Annotated in this window: 13 protein-coding genes; 5 read left to right on the top strand and 8 right to left on the bottom strand. The window is 68.3% G+C overall.

Annotation, left to right across the window (positions count from 1 at the left end):
• Positions 1 to 425: 425 nt before the first annotated feature.
• The 6 genes from JCR33_RS14775 to JCR33_RS14750 all read right to left on the bottom strand — a co-directional run bounded on the left by JCR33_RS14775 (position 426) and on the right by JCR33_RS14750 (position 7268).
• On the bottom strand, positions 426 to 767 hold the full coding sequence (locus tag JCR33_RS14775; protein ID WP_198882859.1) for an HdeA/HdeB family chaperone: 342 nt from the start codon (positions 765 to 767) through the stop codon (positions 426 to 428).
• Positions 768 to 1018: 251 nt separating this feature from the next.
• Positions 1019 to 1222 carry a formate dehydrogenase subunit delta gene (locus tag JCR33_RS14770; RefSeq protein WP_198882858.1) on the bottom strand — a complete coding sequence of 68 codons (204 nt, stop codon included), beginning with the start codon at positions 1220 to 1222 and terminating at the stop codon, positions 1019 to 1021.
• A 138-nt stretch (positions 1223 to 1360) separates the two neighbouring features.
• The gene (gene fdhF, locus JCR33_RS14765) at positions 1361 to 4270 is read right to left on the bottom strand and encodes a formate dehydrogenase subunit alpha (protein ID WP_232372593.1); all 2910 of its coding nucleotides are present in this window, start codon (positions 4268 to 4270) and stop codon (positions 1361 to 1363) included.
• Between the two features lie 11 nt (positions 4271 to 4281).
• Positions 4282 to 5799, bottom strand: a complete 1518-nt coding sequence (locus tag JCR33_RS14760) for a formate dehydrogenase beta subunit (protein WP_198882856.1) — start codon at positions 5797 to 5799, stop codon at positions 4282 to 4284.
• On the bottom strand, positions 5796 to 6290 hold the full coding sequence (locus JCR33_RS14755; protein ID WP_198882855.1) for a formate dehydrogenase subunit gamma: 495 nt from the start codon (positions 6288 to 6290) through the stop codon (positions 5796 to 5798). Before JCR33_RS14755 ends, JCR33_RS14760 begins: the two co-directional genes overlap by 4 nt.
• Positions 6291 to 6377: 87 nt before the next feature.
• Positions 6378 to 7268: a LysR family transcriptional regulator gene (locus JCR33_RS14750; protein ID WP_198882854.1), complete on the bottom strand. Its 891-nt coding sequence runs from the start codon at positions 7266 to 7268 to the stop codon at positions 6378 to 6380.
• Positions 7269 to 7500: 232 nt separating this feature from the next.
• Between JCR33_RS14750 and JCR33_RS14745 the strand changes: the two genes are divergently transcribed.
• The 3 genes from JCR33_RS14745 (at position 7501) to JCR33_RS14735 (ending at position 12918) form a co-directional block, all read left to right on the top strand.
• The gene (locus JCR33_RS14745; protein ID WP_198882853.1) at positions 7501 to 8865 is read left to right on the top strand and encodes a sigma-54-dependent transcriptional regulator; all 1365 of its coding nucleotides are present in this window, start codon (positions 7501 to 7503) and stop codon (positions 8863 to 8865) included.
• Entirely contained in the window at positions 8858 to 10879 is a 2022-nt protein-coding gene (locus JCR33_RS14740; RefSeq protein WP_198882852.1) for a sensor histidine kinase, read from the top strand. Before JCR33_RS14745 ends, JCR33_RS14740 begins: the two co-directional genes overlap by 8 nt.
• Positions 10880 to 11172: 293 nt before the next feature.
• Complete coding sequence (locus tag JCR33_RS14735) at positions 11173 to 12918, top strand: OFA family MFS transporter (RefSeq protein WP_198882851.1); 1746 nt, start codon at positions 11173 to 11175, stop codon at positions 12916 to 12918.
• Positions 12919 to 13189: 271 nt separating this feature from the next.
• Here the strand turns inward: JCR33_RS14735 and JCR33_RS14730 are convergent, their stop codons facing one another.
• Positions 13190 to 14305, bottom strand: coding sequence for a sulfotransferase family protein (locus JCR33_RS14730; RefSeq protein ID WP_198882850.1), 1116 nt, complete (start codon positions 14303 to 14305; stop codon positions 13190 to 13192).
• 83 nt (positions 14306 to 14388) lie between these two features.
• Positions 14389 to 17325, bottom strand: a complete 2937-nt coding sequence (gene polA, locus JCR33_RS14725; protein ID WP_198882849.1) for a DNA polymerase I — start codon at positions 17323 to 17325, stop codon at positions 14389 to 14391.
• A 682-nt stretch (positions 17326 to 18007) separates the two neighbouring features.
• Between polA and JCR33_RS14720 the strand changes: the two genes are divergently transcribed.
• Positions 18008 to 20371 (top strand): transglycosylase domain-containing protein, encoded by a 2364-nt coding sequence (locus JCR33_RS14720; protein ID WP_332461197.1) that lies wholly within the window; start codon positions 18008 to 18010, stop codon positions 20369 to 20371.
• Positions 20368 to 21132 carry an SDR family NAD(P)-dependent oxidoreductase gene (locus JCR33_RS14715; RefSeq protein WP_198882848.1) on the top strand — a complete coding sequence of 255 codons (765 nt, stop codon included), beginning with the start codon at positions 20368 to 20370 and terminating at the stop codon, positions 21130 to 21132. Before JCR33_RS14720 ends, JCR33_RS14715 begins: the two co-directional genes overlap by 4 nt.
• The last annotated feature ends 4 nt before the right edge of the window (positions 21133 to 21136 follow it).

Below are 21136 nucleotides of genomic sequence, written 5' to 3'. Positions count from 1 at the left end.
CGCCCGGCGGACGAGCCACCGGTGGACGACCACCAGGCGGGCGGGCGCCGGGAGGACGGGCGACAGGCGGACGACCCCCGGGTGGGCGGGCGCCCGGCGGGCGACCCCCGACAGGTGGTCTCGGACGGCCCGGGTGATGGGCGACGGGCGGCCGCGGCCGCCCGGGATGATGGGCGACGGGCGGGCGATGGCCGCCATGGGGGCGGCCGCCGGGGCCTCTCCCGCCATGCGGCCGGCCACCGCCCCCGCCGCGACGCACCTCGATGAGGAGCGATCGGCCGCCACTGTCCACCGACGTCAGCGGCGTCGTGAGGGGAGCGGCGTCCACCGGACGGGGGCCGGCGAGGAAGGTCCCCAGGATCGCGGCTGCCGCAGCGATCGTGAGGAGACGCCAGAATGCCATGCTTGTTCTCCTTCTTCGATGGCTACTGGACGATCGATTTCAACGTTTCGAGGGCGTTCGCCGTCGGGTTGTCGAGGCACTGATCGATGAACAGGGCGGTCGCGTCGACGAGCGCCTCGACGTCGACTTCGGTGACACCGTCCGCCCCCGCGACGTAGCCGTGCAGGAAGGAGATGGTGCGCGGGCGCATCTCGCCGTCCTGTCCCATCAGATCCTTGCAGGTGAGGGCCGACAGATCGACGGTGGTCTCGACGGCTTCGGCGTCGTCCTCCGCCTCGCCTTGCGCGAGGGCAGGCGTTGCCGCGACGGCCACCACGCCGAGCGCGGCGAGGAGGGTGCAGTAAGCTGAGTGACGAAGTCCCATTGGTGCGTCTCCAAGCGTGGCGCGATTCCTCAGCGGACGCGCCGTGAACGACGAGCAGGCGTCCCCCGATGGAGCTCCTCCCGAAGGTTCGCCTCAACCGAGTGTAGCGGGGATCGTCGCCGCTGTCCGCCGGCCATCGCTCGCCGGCGCGCACGGAGCGGTGCCGCCGGCGATGGCGCGCGCGCCATGGCGGCCGCCGCGGCCTCCGTCAAGTCTTTGACTGTGTTGGGAAGTGTCTTCGACGCGGCGCTCTAGAGGCGCTTCGTCGCCTTGAGGACGAGCTCGTCGAGGCCCGCTCCGCCGTGCGCCACGTAGTCGAGGAGCTGCTCGCGCATTCGCGGCTCCCAGAAGTCCTTGAAGTGCGAGGCGATGCGATCGGCCTGATCGTCGCCGGGCTGGGTGCGGAAGAAGGTGGCGATCTGGTTCGCCATGTGGACCATCTTTTCAGGCGACATCGGACATCGGCAGGCGGCTGCGTTCGGGATGGCGGTGGACGTCGATCCGCCCGGCGCATGCCGGACGGAAGGCCGTGGCGCGAGGCCGAGCCTCCCGCTGCGGCACGCGCGGAGCAGCGGTGAGGCGGGTCACCGGACCTACTCCGCCGCCGGCGGCAGGATGCGGCGTGCGCGCTCGGCCTGCGCGGCGTAGCTCTCCTGCCACTCGGAGGGCCCGTTCGACAGGCCGACCTGAACCGCCGTCACCTTGTACTCGGGGCAGTTGGTCGCCCAGTCCGAGTAGTCCGTGGTGATGACGTTGGCCTGGGTGTCCGGGTGGTGGAAGGTGGTGTAGACGACGCCCGGGCTCACCCGGTCGGTCAGCTTCGCCCTGAGGGTCGTCTCGCCGGACCGGGAGGCGAGCTTGACCCAGTCGCCCTCCTTGATCCCGCGCACCTCCGCGTCGTGCGGGTGGATCTCGAGCCGGTCCTCCTCGTGCCAGAGCACGTTCTGGGTCCGCCGCGTCTGCGCGCCGACATTGTACTGCGACAGGATGCGGCCGGTCGTGAGGAGTAGCGGGAAACGCGCCCCGGTCCGCTCGTCCGTCGCCACGTAGTCGGTCACGATGAACCGCCCCTTGCCGCGCACGAAGCCGTCGATGTGCATCAGCGGCGTGCCCTCGGGCGCCTTCTCGTTGCAGGGCCACTGCACCGAGCCCTTCTCGTCGAGCAGCTCGTAGGTGACGCCGGCGAAGGAGGGGGTGGTCGCCGCGATCTCCGCCATCACCTGGGAGGGGTGGGTGTAGGTCCAGCCCGCGCCCATCGCGTTGGCGAGGAGCTGGGTCACCTCCCAGTCGGCGTAGCCGGTGCGCGGCGCCATCACCTCGCGCACGCGGTTGATGCGGCGCTCGGCGTTGGTGAACGTGCCGTCCTTTTCCAGGAAGGTCGAGCCCGGCAGGAAGACGTGGGCGTAGTTGGCGGTCTCGTTGAGGAAGAGGTCGTGCACGATGACGCACTCCATCGCGGCGAGCCCCGCGGCGACGTGCTTGGTGTCGGGGTCGGACTGCAGGATGTCCTCGCCCTGGCAGTAGAGGCCCTTGAAGGTGCCGTCGACCGCCGCGTCGAGCATGTTCGGAATGCGAAGGCCCGGCTCCGGGTCGATCGGCACGCCCCACGCCTTCTCGAAGATGGCGCGTACCTCCGGCAGCTTGACGTGGCGGTAGCCCGGCAGCTCGTGCGGGAACGAGCCCATGTCGCACGAGCCCTGCACGTTGTTCTGGCCGCGCAGCGGGTTCACGCCGACGCCCTTGCGGCCGATATTGCCGGTCAGCATCGCAAGGTTCGCGATGCCCATGACCGTGGTCGAGCCCTGGCTGTGCTCGGTGACGCCGAGGCCGTAGTAGATCGCGCCGTTGCCGCCGGTGGCGAACAGCCGGGCGGCGGCGCGGAGCTCGGCGGCCGGCACGCCGGTGAGGAGCTCGGTCGCTTCCGGGCTGTGCTGCGGGTCAGCCGCGAACTCGGCGTAGTGCTGGAACTCGTCCCAGTCGCAGCGCTCGCGGATGAAGGCCTCGTCGAACAGCCCCTCGGTCACGATGACGTGCGCCATCGCGGTGACGACGGCGACGTTGGTGCCCGGGCGCAGCGCCAGGTGATGCGCCGCCTTGATGTGGGGCGAGCGCACCAGGTCGATGCGGCGCGGGTCGATCACGATCAGCTTCGCCCCGGCACGCAGCCGCTTCTTCAGCCGCGAGGCGAAGACGGGGTGGCCGTCGGTGGGGTTCGCGCCGATCACGATGACGACGTCGGTGTGCTCGACCGAATCGAAGTCCTGCGTGCCGGCGGAGGTGCCGAAGGTCTGGCCGAGGCCGTAGCCGGTGGGCGAGTGGCACACCCTGGCGCAGGTGTCGGTGTTGTTGTTGCCGAAGACGGCGCGGGCGAGCTTCTGCACGAGGAAGGTCTCCTCGTTGGTGCAGCGGCTCGAGGTGATGACGCCGATGCTCTTCTGGCCGTACTTCTCCTGCAGGCCGCGCATGCGGTCGGCGGCGAAGGTGATCGCCTCCTCCCACGATACCTCGCGCCAGGGCTCGTCGACCCGGTCGCGGATCATCGGGTTGAGGATGCGGTCCTTGTGGTTGGCGTAGCCGTAGGCGAAGCGGCCCTTGACGCACGAGTGGCCCCGGTTCGCCTTGCCGTTCTTGTAGGGCACCATGCGCACGAGCTGGTCGCCGTTGAGCTCGGCCTTGAACGAGCAGCCGACGCCGCAATAGGCGCAGGTGGTGACGACGGAGCGGGTCGGCGTGCCGAACTCGACGACGGACTTCTCCTTCAGCGTCGCCGTCGGGCAGGCCTGCACGCAGGCGCCGCAGCTCACGCAGTCGGAGGCGAAGAAGTCGTCGGCGCCGGCGCCCGCCTTCACGCGGCTGTCGAAGCCGCGCCCCTCGATCGTCAGCGCGAAGGTGCCCTGCACCTCCTCGCACGCCCGCACGCAGCGGCTGCAGACGATGCACTTGGAGGGGTCGTAAGTGAAGTAGGGGTTCGACTCGTCCTTCCGGATGTAGCGGGGGTTCGCCTCGCCCTCCGGCATGCGCAGCCGCGCCTCGGCCTGGGAGCGGGCGCCGGTGGCGGACGGGTCGTAGTGGTTCTCGCCCGGTTTGTAGCGCACGTCGCGCAGGCCCACGGCGCCGGCCATGTCCTGCAGCTCGCAGTCGCCGTTGGCCGAGCAGGTCAGGCAGTCGAGCGGGTGGTCGGAGATGTAGAGCTCCATCACCCCCTTGCGGATCCGGCGCACCTTGTCCGACTGGGTGCGGACGACCATGCCCTCGGCGACGGGGGTGGTGCACGAGGCCGGCGTGCCGCGCCGTCCTTCGATCTCCACCACGCAGAGGCGGCACGATCCGAACGCCGCGACGCTGTCGGTCGCGCACAGCTTGGGGACGGAGAGACCCGCCTCCGCCGCCGCCCGCATGACCGACGTGCCGGCCGGGACGACAACCTCGAAACCATCGATCGTCAGGGTGACGGGAGCGCCCTCGCGCGCCGGCGTGCCCATGTCGCGGTCATCGAGGACCATCGTGGAAGACGTCATTCTGCGGCCTCCTTCACGGTCGTGAAATCTTCTGGGAAATGGGTGAGAGCGGACATCACGGGGAAGGGCGTGAAGCCGCCGAGGGCGCAGAGCGAGCCGTCCCTCATCGTTTCGCAAAGGTCGGTGAGCAGTGCGGCCGCGGCGCCGTCGCCCCGGGCGATGCGGTCGATGGTCTCGACGCCGCGCACCGCGCCGATGCGGCACGGAGTGCACTTGCCGCAGCTCTCGATCGCGCAGAATTCCATGGCGAAGCGGGCCATCTTGAGCATGTCCGTCGTGTCGTCGAACACGACGAGCCCGGCGTGGCCGATGAGGCCGCCCTTGGCGTCGAAATCCTCGTAGCTCAGCGGCGTGTCGAACGCCTCGCGCGGCATGTAGGCGCCGAGCGGGCCGCCCACCTGCACCGCCTTCACCGGCCGCCCGCTCGCCGTGCCGCCGGCGATCTCCTCCACCGCCTCGCCGAGCGACATGCCGAACGCGGTCTCGAACAGGCCGCCGCGCTTGACGTTGCCGGCGATCTGCAGCGTGACCGTGCCGCGCGAGCGGCCGAGGCCGAAGTCGGCGTAGGCCTGGGCGCCCTTCTCGAAGATCACCGGGACGGTCGCGAGCGAGATGACGTTGTTGACGACGGTGGGCCGGCCGAGGAAGCCTTCGAGCGCCGGCAGCGGCGGCTTCGCCCGCACCGTGCCGCGCTTGCCTTCGAGCGAGTTGAGGAGCGAGGTCTCCTCGCCGCAGACATAAGCCCCGGCGCCGACGCGGATCTCCATGTCGAAGGCGCGGCCGGACCCGGCCACGTTGGGCCCGAGCACGCCCTCGCGCCGCGCGATCCGCACGGCGGCGCGCATCACGTCGATCGCATCGGGATATTCGGAGCGCAGGTAGACGTAGCCCTTGGTCGCGCCGACGCCGAGCCCGGCGATCGCCATCCCCTCGATCAGGCTGAAGGGATCGCCCTCCATGATCATCCGGTCGGCGAAGGTGCCGCTGTCGCCCTCGTCGGCGTTGCAGACGATGTATTTCTGCTCGGCCTTGGCATCGAGCACCGTCTTCCACTTGATGCCGGTGGGAAAGCCCGCCCCACCGCGACCGCGCAGCCCGGAGGCGGTGACCTCCTCGACGATCGCGGCGCCGGTCATCGCGGCGGCGCGGTAGAGGCCCGCGAGCCCGCCGTGCGCCCGATAGTCGTCGAGGTCGAGCGGATCGACGAGGCCGCAGCGCTGGAAGGTGAGCCGCGTCTGGCGGGCGAAGAAGGGGATGTCCTCGACCGTGCCGTGGCTCGGGAGCGTGCCGTCGAGGAGCGCGCCGACGTCCGCGACGCTCACCGGTCCGTAGGCCTCGCGGCCCGATCCACGGTCGACTTCGACGAGCGGCTCGAGCCACACCATGCCGCGCGAGCCGTTGCGCACGATGTCGACGGCGAGGCCCCGGCGCCCGGCTTCGGCGCGGATTGCTTCGGCGACCTCGTCCGCGCCGAGTGCTTTGGCGGCGCTGTCGAGGGGAACATATATCTTCACGCATTCGCCTCCGTGAGGATGGCGTCGATCTTCGTGGCGTCGACCCGGCCGACGACCTTGCCGTCCACCAGGGCCGCCGGGCCGCAGGCGCACAGGCCGAGGCAGTAGACCGGCTCCACCGTCACCGCCCCGTCGGGCGTGGTGCCGTGCCAGTCGACGCCGAGCTTGGCGAGGGCGCGCGCGCCGATCGCCTCCGCGCCGACGGCCTGGCAGGCTTCCGCCTGGCAAAGCTTGATCACGTGGCGCCCGGCCGGAGCCTCGCGGAAGTCGTGATAGAAGGTCACGACGCCATGCACTTCCGTCCGTCCGATGTTCAGCATCTGCGCGATCACCGGGATCGCCGCCTCGGGAATGTGGCCGAAGCTCTCCTGCAGGGCGTGCAGGATCGGCAGCAGAGGGCCTTCGAGATGAAGGTACTCACCCACGATGGACTCGATCGTCTCCACCGTCGGGGCTGGCTTGGCGTAGGGGTCGAGGGCAGCGTTATGCATGGCTGGTATTCGCTCCAGATTGGGCCGACCCTCGGTCTTGAATAAGTCTAAATCAATATCGTTTTCTCGTTGGCTGATTGAGAAGTTCTATCGTTCGACGATGGCAACGCGCCGCGCCTCGTCGAACAGCGCATGCAGAACCGGCGTGTGCGGCTCGCGATAGGGGGCGATGAGCCCCACGCGGTGCCGTTTCACTTGTCCGTCGAGTGGAATGGTCCGCAGCGGCTTGCCGACCGCCAGAAAGTTCGCGAGATCCCGCGGCAGCACGGTCATCCAGGCTCCCGTCATGACGCTCGCCGTGAGGACGACGGTGGAGTTGGATTCGATCGCCGCCACCGGCGTGCTCTTCCGGGCGGCGAAGTTCTCGTTGATGATCCGCCGGTTCTGCATGTCGGGGGTGAGCAGGCAGAGGCGCGTGCCGTCGAGCTCCTCCCACCGCACCGTCTTGCGATCGGCGAAGGGCGAGCCCTCGGCGCACACCAGCATGTACGCCTCCTCGTAGAGCGGTTCGGTGGTGACGCGGCCGAGGGGTTCGTTGTCGATGTACGAGATGCCGGCGTCGATCTCGAGATTCTCGAGCATCGACAGGATGTCGGAGGAGTTGCGCGACAAGATGGTGAACTCGACCTTCGGATGGGCGGCGCTGAACGCGGTGGCGAGCTTGGAGGCCCAGGTGAGGGCGGTCGGCACCACGGCGATGCGGACGCGGCCGGCGAGGCCGTGACGGGCAGTGCGCATCTCCTCCTTGAGCTGGCGCACGTCGCCGACGATGCGCCGCGCCCAGACGAGCGCGCTCTGGCCCTCCGGCGTCAGGCTGCCGAAGCGGGACGCCCGAAACACCAGCTGGACGCCGAGCTGCTCCTCGAGCTGCTTGATCCCGTGCGACAGCGTCGGCTGGGTGATGCCGAGGGACTCCGCCGCCCGGCCGAAATGCCGCTCGTTCGCGACCGCAATGAACATTTCGAGCCGATCGAGCATGATCGAGAGTTCCGAATGATCTCTACATGCGCGATCGTAATGTTCGATTGCTGTCGTCTTCAACACTCACGAATCTGTCTCTAGAGGGGGCTCCCCTGTTCCTGCGCGCTCGATTAGATAAGACGACGCGTTCCCCTCGACCGCCGAAGGACCAACCTCTCGTGTTCGTGATTTCTTGGTCATCGCTGAGGCCGCGCGGGGCGCCGTGCCGTCGCCGCGCGATCGGCGCGCCATGACCGGGCGCACCGATGCGACCGGCGAGTTCGGCCCGCTCCTCGCCGAGGCCTCGATCCTCGTCGTCGACGACGAGCCGGGCATGCGCAACTTCCTCGTGCGCACGTTGGAGCCGCGCTGCAAGGCCGTCGCCGAGGCGCAGAATGCGGCCGAGGCCTCGCGCATGCTCGACGGCGAGCACTACGACGTGCTGATCCTCGACAACATCATGCCCGGCGTGCGCGGCGTCGACTGGCTCAGCGAGCAGCGTGAGATCGGCTTCTTCTCGAGCGCCATCCTCATCACCGCCTACGCCGATCTCGATACGGCGATCCAGGCGCTGCGGGCGGGGGCGGTCGACCTGGTGCTGAAGCCGTTCCGCTCCAACCAGATCCTCAACGCTCTCGCGCGCTCGCTCGACCGGGTGCGGCTGCAGCGCGAGAACACCATGCTGCGGCGCGAGCTGCGCGGCTCCAACCCGACGCTCTCGCGCCAGACGCTGATCGGGAGCTCTCCCGCGATCCAGCAGGTGCGTGAGGACATCGCCCGTGTCGCGGGCCTGCCGACGTCGGTTCTCTTCACCGGCGGCTCGGGGACCGGCAAGGAGGTCGCCGCCCGCCTGCTCCACGCCCTCTCCGACCGGGCGGACAAGCCGTTCGTCGCGGTGAACTGCGCCGCCATCCCGGCCGACACCATGGAGCAGGAGCTCTTCGGCCACCTGAAGGGCGCCTTGCCCCATTCCGACAGCGCGCGGGACGGGCTGATCCTGCACGCCCACGGCGGCACGCTCTTTCTCGACGACATCACCGAGCTCGCCCCGGCGCTGCAAAGCAAGCTCCTGCGCGTGATCGAGGATCGCCGGGTGCGCCCGCTCGGCTCGGAGCGCGAGCGGCAGGTGGACGTGCGCTTCGTGTTCGCCACCAACGCGGCGCTCGAAGAGGAGGTCGAAGCGGGCCGCTTCCGCGCCGATCTCTACTATCGGATCAACGTGATGCGCATCGCGATGCCGCTCCTCGAGGAGCGCGGCGACGATGTGCAGGACCTCGCCAACTTCTTCATGGAGACGCTGTCGCGCCAGCTCGGCGTGCCGCCGGTGCGCCTGTCGGATGCCGACCGTGCGGCGCTGGCCCGCTACGACTGGAAGGGCAACGTGCGCGAGCTGCGCAATCTCATCGAGCGGGCGCTGATCCTCGGTCATCTGCCGGCCGAGCTGACGCGCGACCGGCGCAGAGGGGACACGCCGCTGCTGCCGCTCGCCGAGATGGAGCGGCGCCACATCCTCGCCGCGCTGGACGAGACCGGCGGCAATCGCGCCGAGGCGGCGCGGCGCCTCGGCATCTCGCGCAAGACCATCGACCGCAAGGTCGCCGGCTGGAATGGCTGAACCGCCCGGACCGGAGACGCGGCCGCCACGCTCGGTCCGCTATCGCATCCTCGCCATCGCCCTCGTGCCGATGCTGGTGCTCTTGCCGCTCATGCTGGGGCTCGCGATCCTGCGCTGGAACGCCAAGTTCGAGGGGCTCCTGCGCACCAAGGTCAACAGCGACCTCACGATCGCCCAGCAATATCTGTCGACGATCCTCGACGAGACGGCCGAGAGCCTGCGCGCCCTCGGCGCCTCGGCGAACCTGAAGGACGTGCTCGAGAGCGGCAACCGCGAACGCCTGATGGTCCTTCTCGACAGCGCTCGCCGCGAGCGCGGTCTGGACTATCTGGCCTATATGCGCCTCGACGGGGAGGTGATGGCGGCCTCGCCCCTCGGGGCGAGCCTGCCCGGTCCCGACTGGCCGGTGATCGCCGCGGCGCGCGCGGGGCGCCCGGCGAGCGCCATCGACTGCTTCACCGCGGAGACGCTCAACGCAATCTCGCCGGACCTTGCCGAGCGCGCCAACCTGCCGCTGATCGAGACGGAGAACGCCGCGCCGACCGACCGGAGCGCGGAGACGCGCGGCATGGTGATCCACTCGGCGAGCCCCGTCGCCGTCGAGCACGACGAGGCGCTGCTCGTGGGCGGCATGCTGCTCAACCGCAACCTCGCCTTCATCGATACGATAAACGATCTCGTCTACCGCTCGGCGAGCCTGCCGGAGGGCAGCCACGGCACGGCGACGCTGTTTCTCGACGACGTGCGCGTCAGCACCAACGTGCGCCTCTTCGAGGGTGAGCGGGCGCTCGGGACGCGCGTGTCCGCGGCCGTGCGGCAGAGCGTTCTGGGCGAGGGGCGCACCTGGCTCGATTCGGCGTTCGTGGTGAACGACTGGTACATTTCCGGCTACGAGCCGATCGTCGACAGCTTCGGCGAGCGGGTCGGCATGCTCTATGTCGGCTTCCTCGAGGCGCCCTTCCGGGCCGCGCGGCTCGAGACGCTGACGACGATCGCCGTCGCCTTCCTGCTCGCCACGGTGCTGACCGTCCCGCTCTTCCTGCACTGGGCGCGCGCGATCTTCGAGCCGCTGGAGCGGATGAGCGCCACCATCCGCCGCGTGGAGAGCGGCGATCTCGGGGCGCGGACGGGCCCGACCCGCGCCCGCGACGAGATCGGCCAGGCGGCGCGTCTCCTCGACCACCTCCTCGATCAGCTCGAGGCGCGCGACCGTGAGCTGCGCAGCTGGAACGAGACGCTGAACTCGCGCGTCGAGGAGCGCACCCACGAGCTGATGGAGTCCAACCGGCAGCTCGAGATCACCACGCGTCAGCTCGTGATGCGCGAGAAGCTCGCCTCGATCGGCGAGATCGCCGCCGGGGTGGCGCACGAGATCAACAATCCGGTCGCCGTCATCCAGGGCAATCTGGAGGTCGCGCGAGCGCTCCTCGGCGACGCTGCGGCGCCGGCGCGCCGAGAGTTCGCGCTGATCGACGAGCAGACCGAGCGGATCAGCGAGATCATCTTCCGCCTGCTCCAGTTCGCCCGGCCGGACGAATACGGCACCGACACCTCCTCGAGCCTGCCGGAACAGATCGTCGACGGGTGCCTGCCCCTGGTGCGGCACCTGATGAACCGGTCGAAGATCGAGGTGGTGCGCTGTGACCGCTCGACCCGCGAGGTGCAGATGCCCCGCACCGAGCTGCAGCAGGTGCTCGTCAACCTCATCGTCAACGCCATCCATGCGATGCCGAGCGGCGGGACGCTGACGCTGACGAGCGCCGATCTCGACAAGGACGGCCGCCCCGGCGTGGCGCTGAGCGTGGCCGATACCGGGGTCGGCATGAAGCCCGAGGTGTTGGCGCGGATCTTCGATCCCTTCTTCACCACCAAGGCGAAGGACGGGACGGGGCTCGGCCTGTCGATCAGCCACATGCTGGTGTCGCGTCGCGGCGGCGACGTTGCCGCCGAGAGCGCCCCGGGGGTCGGCAGCCGCTTCATTGTATGGCTTCCAGGGACAAAACGACCCGCCTGATCCCGGGCGCGGCCGCATTTTCTGGACAAAATGTCGAGCATCATCGTCGGCGGTGGGACAGAATTACCCATCCGCTCTGAAGCATTTCCTGTATCGATCGCAGGTGTTGCGAATTTTTCCAGGTAATGACACAATATAGTGCGGAAGTCACCGTGACGTTACCCCGATTCGCCAGGAAAACAGCTGGCTGGATGGGGTGTTAGTGCACTTCTCATCGAATCAAGAATGACGCTGCACTGTTGAAGCCACGCAAGCGTTGAACAACCGCGAGATCCAGGGAGGATCGAACGAAGATGGCCACATCATCCCGGCCCAAAGGCGGGCCCTTCGCTTTCTTGATGAAGGACAACATCGTCGCCCGAGAGGGCTTCAACCGCTGGCTGGTGCCGCCGGCATCGATCGCGATTCATCTTTGCATCGGCTCGGTCTACGCCTGGTCGGTGTTCAATCCGGCGCTGACCAAGGAGCTCGGCGTGGTGGCGAGCGCGGCGGGCGACTGGTCGCTCGGCAGCGTCGTCTGGATCTTCTCGGTCGCCATCGTGTTTCTCGGCCTCACCGCCGCGTTCGCCGGCAAGTGGCTCGAGGACGTCGGCCCGCGCTGCGTCGGCGTCGTCGCCGCCTTCTGCTGGGGCGGCGGCTTTCTCGTCGGCTCGATCGGCATCGTCACCCATCAGCTCTGGCTGATCTATCTCGGCTACGGCGTGATCGGCGGCGCGGGCCTCGGTCTCGGCTACGTCTCGCCGGTGTCGACCCTCATCCGCTGGTTCCCGGACCGGCGCGGTATGGCCACCGGCATGGCGATCATGGGCTTCGGCGGCGGCGCGATGATCGGTGCGCCGCTGATCAGCTTCTTCCTCAGCCTCTACAGCGTTCCGCCGACCTATCTCGGCCCGGTCGACAGCGTGCAGCTCGTCACCGAGAACGGCATCCGCTACGCCGAAACGCCGACCGGCAACGTCGAGGTCGTCGTGGCGAGCGCCGCGGACGTCGCCAAGCTCGACATCGCCGCCGATCCCGGCGTCTACGTCGTCGGCACCGGCTCCACCGGCGCGGCGCAGACCTTCGTCACCTTCGGCATCATCTACTTCGTGGTCATGATGATCGCCGCCTTCTCCTACAGGGTGCCGCGAGAAGGCTGGAAACCAGCGGGCTGGACACCACCAACGGAAGAAGCCTCACGCCGTCAGATGATCACCAAGCGGCACGTCCACATCGATCAGGCGCTGAAGACGCCGCAATTCTGGCTGCTCTGGGTGGTGCTCTGCTTCAACGTGACGGCGGGCATCGGCGTGATCGGCGTCGCCAAGACGATGATGACGGACATCTTCGGCTCCGCCTTGCCGCTCATCGTGACCGCGGCGTTCGCCTCCACGTTCGTGTTGATGATCTCGTTCTTCAACATGGTCGGCCGCTTCTTCTGGGCGTCCACCTCCGACTACATCGGCCGCAAGAACACGTACCACTGCTTCTTCGTGCTCGGGACGCTGCTCTATCTGTCGATCCCGGTGCTCGCCTCGGCGGTGGCGACCGATCCGTCGGTGATGTGGCTCATTCTCTTCTACATCGCGACGATGATCATCTTCACGATGTATGGCGGCGGTTTCGCGACCATCCCGGCCTACCTCGCGGACGTGTTCGGCACGCTGCACGTCGGCGGCATCCACGGGCGGCTCCTGACGGCGTGGTCGACAGCCGGCGTCCTCGGCCCGTTCGCGATCACCTATCTGCGCAACATGTCGCGTGACAGCGCCATCTCGGACCTCGCGTCGAAGGTCGATCCGTCCGCCTTCCAGGAGCGGTTCGGCGCCCCCCTGTCGCAGCTCGATCAGCTCGTCTCGGCCAACACGGTCACCATCTCACGGCTGATGGAGATCGCCCCGGCCGGCACCGTCGATCCGACCTCGAGCCTCTACAACACCACGATGTTCGCGATGGCCGCGCTGCTGGTGATCGCCTTCTTCGCCAACCTGATGGTCCGTCCGGTGAGCGAGCATCACTACGTGGAGAACACCCACAAGTCGCTCTCCGCGGCCGAGTGATCGATCGAGCACCCGGCGCGGCCTAGCGGGGAGGCCGTGGCGGGACTGCCCGCCGGAGGAGGGGGCATCCTCTCCTCCGGCATCCTCGTTTCGAGCCGAGCGTTCCCCGCTCCATCGCGGGCAGGGCGCTTCATCTCGCTGAGCGGGACACGATCGAGGCTCAGCAGCTTGTCTGCCGGTCGGGAGGAAAACGATCCGCCGGCCGAGGCCATCAGTCAGTGCATGGATCTTGGTTTCACACTCGCCGCGCGGTCGACCGGGGATGAGCCGGTCAATGGTGCTCTTGAGTCGGCGACGCGACATTGGCCACCTTGGGTGGTGCGACGATGGCCTGAGCACCACGCTGGGGGGCGTATCTGAACGTTTCCAGCGGATAGCCGAGCCTCTGAAGGGATGGCGCGCAAGCGGATTGTATGGCTTCCCTCTTCCAGTCCGGCAGGATCGCAAAACGCGACGCTCGTGGTTTTGGCCGTTGAATGGCGGACCTCAGCCAGTCGGAAGGAGCACGCAATCCCATGAAATCTACCAGGCCTTTTATGGTATTGTATGGGTCTGATGTGACGTCTTCGTATCGCAGTGTGAATTTCTGTCCTGGGTTGATTTTGGACAACTGAGCTTCACCGATTGCCACCATTTGGTTCCAAAGACTGGCTGTTTTCTGGGGGCGGAGATTTTTGGAGGCGTAGATGTCGTAGGGAAAGAGGCTCTCCAATAGTCTGTCGCCGAGCGAATAAAAACGACTCGCCCCATACCCACCCTTTGGCGCAAGGAGATGAAGCCCGAACTTACTGAGGCGCTCGTTGAGTCTAGTTAAGATCCGAAACGCGGGATGCTCCGACATAGACAGTGCGACATCACGGCCATCTCGGATGATATGTACAATCTTTGCGTCAGGAAATAATCTGTATATTGACTTAACCATCAATATCGACATCGCAGATCGCTCTATCCAAAGGGGTCTATTATATTTTTGACAGAGAAAATTAAATAATATTTGGTATTGTTCATTGATTGGACGCTTATTAGATGTCCGGATTTCTTGGGAAAGCTCGTCTAGAAGCGTGTCGGGTTTGTCCGTGAGATGGGGTAGGGTGATGGTGCTGATAGGCGGTAGTGTCTCGCGTGTATAGCGCGAGGTTTCATTTAGGTTATATAGGAATTCTTGACTTGCCGGTGGTACCGAAAAATACACGATGCGGCGCGGTTCAGTTAAGTTTCTCCAGAACTCGGTTCCTCTGACGCGAGGTGGGTAGAAGGCGTGCGGCCCGGCTGTTGAGAGGAGTTCGGAGATGCTGAGGATATCTGGGTGATCTCGGAGTATATTCGATACAAGAGTGGATCCGCTTCGTCCTGTACTGACGAAGAATACTCCAGGGTAACGTCTCATTGTCGGGCGCGTCTGTCGGGAATTGAGGCTTGGGGTCCATTAGCACGATCCACCATAACGGTGTGTGATTATGGGCCGTTAGCTTAATGAGCCTCGGCCCAGCTCGCCCCGGCGCGGGCGTCGACGTCGAGCGGCACCTTCAGCTTCACCGCCGGCTCGGCCGCGCTCACCATCACCTTGCGGATCACGTCGATGGCGGCGTCCGCCTCGTCCTGCGGCGCCTCGAACACCAGCTCGTCGTGCACCTGCAGCAGCATTCGGGTCGACAGGCCCGCCGCCGACAGCGCCGGCTCGATGCGCACCATCGCCCGCCGGATGATGTCCGCCGCCGACCCCTGGATCGGCGCGTTGATCGCCGCCCGCTCGTAGAAGGCGCGCAGCGAGGGGTTTTTGGTGTCGATCTCCGGATAGTGGGCGCGGCGGCCGAAGAGGGTCGTCACGTAGCCGTGCTCGCGCACGTACTTCTTGGTCGCGTCCATATAGTCCCGGATGCCGGGGAAGCGCTCGAAATAGCGCTTGATGTAGGCGCTCGCCTCGGCGTTGGGGATGCCGAGCTGGGCGGCGAGGCCGAAGGCGGATATCCCGTAGATGATGCCGAAATTGATCGCCTTGGCACGGCGGCGTACCATCGGGTCCATGCCCTCGACCGGAATGCCGAACATCTCCGACGCCGTGAGGGCGTGAATGTCGAGCCCGTCGGCGAACGCCTTGGTGAGCTGCGGGATGTCGGCGATGTGGGCGAGGACGCGCAGCTCGATCTGCCCGTAGTCGGCCGAGATCAGCCGCCGCCCCTCCGGCGCCACGAAGGCGAGGCGGATCTTGCGCCCCTCCTCGGTGCGGATCGGGATGTTCTGCAGGTTCGGATCGGTGGAGGAGAGCCGCCCGGTGGTGGTGGAGGCCATCGCGAAGGTGGTGTGCACCCGCCCCGTTCCGGGGTTGATGTCCTCCTGGAGGGCGTCGGTGTAGGTCGACTTCAGCTTGGAGATCTGCCGCCACTCCAGGAGCTTCACCGGCAGCGGGTGGCCCGCCGCGGCGAGCTCCTCCAGAACCTGCGCGCCGGTGGACCAGGCGCCGGTCTTGGTCTTCTTGCCGCCCGGCAGTCCCAGCTTCTCGAACAGGATCTCCGACAGCTGCTTGGTGGAACCGATGTTGAACTCCTCGCCGGCGAGCTCGTAGATCTCCGCCTCGATGCGGGCGAGGGTCTGCGAGAAGTCCGCCGACATGCGCGACAGGACGTCCCGGTCGACGAGGACGCCGGCTTCTTCCATCCGTGCGAGCACCGGCAGGAGCGGCCGCTCGAGCGTCTCGTAAACGGTAACGACCTTCTTCGCCACGAGGCGCTGGCGCAGCAGCGGCGCGAGCCGCACGGCGACGTCCGCCTCCTCCGCGCCGTGGCGCGTCGCGTCGGCCAGCGGCACGGCGGCGAACGGGATGCGCGACTTGCCGGTCCCCATCACGTCGCGATCGTCGAGCGGAATGTGGTCGAGGAAGCGCTTGGCGAGGCCGGACATGTCGTGGAGGCCGGCGCCAGCGTCGGCGGCGTAGGACATCAGCCCGATGTCGTCGAGCGGCGTCACCTCGAGGCCGGCGAGGCGCAGCGCCAGATAGTCGCGCTTCATCGCCGCCGACACCTTGGCGACGCCGCGATCGGTCAGCACCGGGGCGAGGATCGGCGCGGCCTCCTCCAAGGGAAGCACCGTGACGTCGCTGATGAGGTCGCCGCCGTCGTGGCGGAACGGCACGTAGGCGGCGCGCCCCTCGGCCGTCGCGAGGCCGAGGCCGGCGAGTTCGGAGCGCATCACCGTCCCGTCCGCGAGCCGGGTCGCGAGCGCCAGGATGCCCGTCTCCGCCGCATCGGCGAGGAAGGCGGCTAGGCGCTCGCCGTCGGTGATGGTCTCGTAGGCGGCAAGGTCGAACGGGCCGCCCTTGAGCTCGGCCTCCATGGTGGCGGCGAGCGTCTCGGGGGTGGCGGGGCCGGCGGCGAGCTCCGGCTCGTCGCGCGCGGCGGGGGCGGCATCGCCCATCCGCAGATAGCGGGGGTCGGCCTCGATCTTGCCGTGATCGACGCCGAAATCGTCGGCCACGCGGCGGGTGAGGGTGCCGAAGTCCAGCGCCTTGAAGAAGGCGATGGCGGGGGCCGGCTCGAGCGGGCACATCGTCAGGGAGGCGAGCGGCCATTCGAGGTCCACGTGATCGTCAAGTCGGACGAGGGTGCGCGAGAGGCGCGCCTGGTCGGCGAATTCGATGAGGTTCTCCCGCCGCTTCTGCTGCTTGATGGTGTCGGCCTTGGCGAGCAGCGTATCGAGATCGCCGAACTCGCCGATGAGCTGGGCCGCCGTCTTCTTGCCGATGCCGGGGACGCCCGGCACGTTGTCGGTGGCGTCGCCGATGAGGGCCTGTACGTCGACCACTTTGTCGGGGGTGACGCCGAAATACTCCACCACCTCGTCGACGCCGATGCGCCGTTCCGGCCGCACCCCCATGCGCCCGGATCCGGCCCGGCGGCCTTCGCCGGAGGCGGGGTCGTACATCGACACGCGCTCGTTGATGAGCTGCATCAGGTCCTTGTCCGCCGACACGATGACGACGTCGGCCCCCGCGTCCGCCGCCTCGCGCGCATAGGTGGCGATGATGTCGTCGGCCTCGTAACCCGCCTTCTCGATGGGGGTGAGGCCGAACGCCTCCACCGCCGCGCGCATCAGCGGAAACTGGGGGACGAGATCGTCGGGCGGGGCGGAGCGGTTCGCCTTGTAGTCGGCATAGAGCTCCTTGCGGAACGACTCCTCCGACTTGTCGAAGATGATGGCGAGATGGGTCGGGGTCACGTCCGCCGCCCCGTCGCGGATGAACTGGTAGATCTTGTTGCAGAAAAGGCGCACCGCCCCCGTCGGCAGGCCGTCGGCGCGGTAGTTGTACTTCCGGTCCTGGTTCATCGACTGGAAGTAGGCGCGGAACACGAACGAAGAGCCGTCGACCAGGAAAACGGTGTCGCCGGCGCCGGGGGCGCGTTGATCGGTCATGAGGATCCTGTCTCGATCGGCAGCATGAGGGGCCGACCATGGCGACACCGCCCGCGGCGATCAAGGTCTGCCGTGTCGCCCCCAGCAACGTCGTGGATGGGTGAGATGAACGCCTTCGCCGATCGTGCGGCGACCGGCAACGAACCGGTCATCTCTATGGCCTAAGGGTAGAGCGGCCGCTGATCGATGCCAATGGAGCGTTTTTGGGTGCGGCTTAACTTCGCCCGGGTGGGGGAGATGATCGCATGGCGGCCGGTCTCGACTATCGCTCTTCGCACGCGGGACGGCGCGGACGCGGTGACCGTCTTGCGGTGTCGTCCGGCGAGCGGGCGGTCGCCGGGACGGCGGGCATGACCCCTCCCTCGGCAACGGACGCTTTACCTTTTTGGGGGTGGAGCGCTAGAAGGGCCGCCGAAGCGACGTCCTCTCCGCCGATGCGACCGGCGTGGAGCGGACGCTCCGGAGACCCCGACGCGTCCGCGCCCGGTCATCCGGTCCGACTGGTGTTCGAGTTCAAACGTGGGGCTGGTGCAACGTGAGCGATGGCGGTGGACCGCGCGACCTCTTTCCGCGTGGCGCACGGGAGCGCCCCGGCGGTGAGCCCGGCAAACGCAAACCCCGCGAGGATGGACGCGGCGGCGAGGCCCGGCGTGCCAAGCCGGCGGCCGCATCGTCGCCGCAGGTGAAGTCGTCGTCCGGCGAAGCGCGGGCGACGCGGCAGCGGGCGCCGGCCGAGCGGCCGCGCGAGGCGAAGCCCCGTGTCGCGGAGGCGGCCCCGTCGCGCTCGCCGCGCGAGGGCGAGGCCCCGCGCCGGGCGCGCGAGAGCGTCACGTCCGCCGAGGCGCCCCGGGCGCGCCGCCCCCGCGAGGCGGCGGACGAGCCGACCGCCCGCCAGCGCAGCGGCACGCCGAAGCCCGCTACCCAGAAACCCGCCACCAAGAAGCCCGCCACCAAGACATCCACCGCCAAGGCGAGCGCGAGCCCGAAGAAGGCGCCGCCGCGCACGAGCGAGCGTCGCAGTCGCGGCGACACCCGCAAGGGCGGCGGCGGTGGTGGCCGGCGGCCGCGCCGCCGCTTCAGCCTGTGGCGCTTCGCCTTGCGCATGGGGGTGACGCTCACCCTTCTCGGCATCGTGGCGGTGGGCGCGATCATCGCCTATTTCGCCGCCACGCTGCCGCCGCGCGCCGAGTGGGCGGTGCCGAAGCGGCCGCCCAACGTGGCGATCCTTTCGGAGTCCGGCGAGCTGATCGCCAATCGCGGCGACACCGGCGGACGCGCCGTCACCCTCGACGAGCTGCCCGCCTACGTGCCCCAGGCGGTGATGGCGATCGAGGACCGCCGCTTCTACAGCCACCCGGGCGTCGACCCGATCGGCCTCGCCCGCGCGCTCGTGACCAACCTCACCTCCGGCCGGCTATCGCAGGGCGGCTCCACCCTCACCCAGCAGCTCGCCAAGAACCTCTTCCTCGATCCCTCGCGCACCCTGGAACGCAAGATCCAGGAAATGGTCTTCGCCGTGTGGCTCGAGATGAAATACTCGAAGGACGAGATCCTTCAGATGTATCTCAACCGCGTCTATCTCGGGGCCGGCGCCACCGGCATCGACGGCGCGGCCCAGCGCTATTTCGACAAGCCCGCGGAAGAGCTGACCCTGTCGGAAGCGGCGCTCATCGCCGGCCTCCTCAAGGCGCCCTCCTACTACGCTCCGACGAACAATCTGGAGCGCTCCAACGCGCGCGCCGCCACGGTGCTGGCGGCGATGCACGACGCGGGCTTCATCACCGCCGAGGAGGAGGAATACGCGCGCGCCCATCCGGCCAAGCTCGCCAAGCCCAAGGTCGCCACCTCCGGCGGCTACGTCGCCGACTGGGTCAACGAGGTGCTGCCCGGCTTCGTCGGCGACGTGACGCAGGACATCGTGGTGGAGACCACCATCAACCTGGAGCTTCAGGACCTCGCCCAGAGCGCCCTTCAGGACATGCTCGCCAAGGAAGGCTCGGCGAAGGGGGTGGAGCAGGGGGCGGTCGTGGTGCTCGACGGCGCCGGCGCGGTGAAGGCGCTCGTCGGCGGCAAGAACTACGGCGACAGCCAGTACAACCGGGCGGTTTCGGCGCTGCGCCAGCCGGGCTCGGCGTTCAAGCCCTTCGTCTATCTCGCCGCGCTGGAGCACGGGTTGACGCCGGAGACGATGCGCATCGATCAGCCCACCCGCATCGGCAACTGGACGCCGGAGAACTACAGCAAGAAGTATCAGGGGCCGGTCACGCTGAAGCATGCGCTGTCCCATTCGCTCAACACCATCGCGGCGCAGCTCACCGCCGAGGTGGGGCCGAAGACGGTGGCGAACGTCGCCCGACGCCTCGGCATTCGCTCGCCGATGGACGCGAACGCCTCGATCGCCCTCGGCACCTCGGAAGTGTCGCTCCTGGAGCTCACCACCGCCTACGTGCCCTTCTCCAACGGCGGCATCGGGGTGGTTCCCCACGTCGTGCGGCGCATCAAGACCGCCGACGGTCAGCTCCTCTACGAAAAGCGCGGCGGCGGTCTCGGCGAGGTGGTGAGCCTCAAGGACGTCGGCGCCATGAACCGGATGATGTCGGCGGTGGTCGCCTCCGGCACCGGCCGGCGGGCCCAGCTCGACGGTTGGCCCGCCGCCGGCAAGACCGGCACCAGCCAGAATTGGCGGGACGCCTGGTTCGTCGGCTACACGGCCTATTTCACGGCCGGCGTCTGGCTCGGCAACGACGACAACTCGCCGACCAAGAAGGCCACCGGCGGCTCGCTGCCGGCCGAGCTCTGGAAGACGCTGATGACCAAGGTGCTCGAAGGCATGGTGCCGGCGGACCTTCCGGGTCTCGACGTGATGCCCGAGCCCGTCGCCGTGGAGGATGCGCCGGTGGACGACCCGTGGAACGCCCCGGCCGACGGCCGGAGCTACGGCAACGCGCCGGTCGCCGCCGCCCGCGACGGGCGCGACTGGGTGCGTCCCGCCCAGAACGACAACGATCGCGTGGGCGGCTTCCTGCGACGCCTCTTCGGCGGATGAGCGGCGGTCGCTTCGATCTCACCGGCCGCACCGCCCTCGTCACCGGGGCGAGCCGGGGGATCGGCGAAGCGCTCGCCGTCGGCCTTGCCGAGGCCGGCGCCGACATCGTCGCCGTCGCGCGCCACCTCGACAGCCTCGGCGCCGTCGGCGACGCGGTCGGCCGCATGGGCCGGTCCTGCTACCCCTTCGCCGCCGACGTCGCCGACACGCGCTCCATCGACGCTCTCTTCGTCGGCCTCGCCGAGGCGGGGCTCCGGGCCGACATCCTCGTCAACAACGCCGGCACCGAGGAGGTGGCCCCGTCGCTGCAGCTCTCCGAGGCGACGTGGGACAAGATCGTCGACACCAACCTCAAGGGCGCCTTCTTCGTGGCCCAGGGCTTCGCCGCGGCGCTGCCGGAAGCGCGGACGGGGGCGATCGTCAATCTCGGCTCCCTCACCTCCGCCGTCGGCGTCCCCACCGCCGTGCCCTACACGGCGTCGAAGACGGGCATCCTCGGCATCACGCGGGGGCTCGCGGCCGAGTGGGCGCCGCGGATCCGCGTCAACGCCATCGGGCCCGGCTATTTCCGCACCGCCCTCACCGAGGGCTTCTACCGGAGCGAGGCGTGGCAGTCGGCCATGCTCGCCAAGATCCCGATGGGCCGCTTCGGCCGGCTCGACGATCTCGTGGGGGTGACGGTGTTCCTGGCGAGCGACGCCGCCGCCTACCTCACCGGCCAGATCGTCTACGTGGACGGCGGCACCCTCGCCACGCTCTGAGGCC

The sequence above is a fragment of the Acuticoccus mangrovi genome (assembly GCF_016411865.1).
Lineage (GTDB): Bacteria > Pseudomonadota > Alphaproteobacteria > Rhizobiales > Amorphaceae > Acuticoccus > Acuticoccus mangrovi.
The sequence above is the reverse complement of the archived record's forward strand: the minus strand, read 5'-3'. Positions and strand labels throughout refer to the sequence as shown.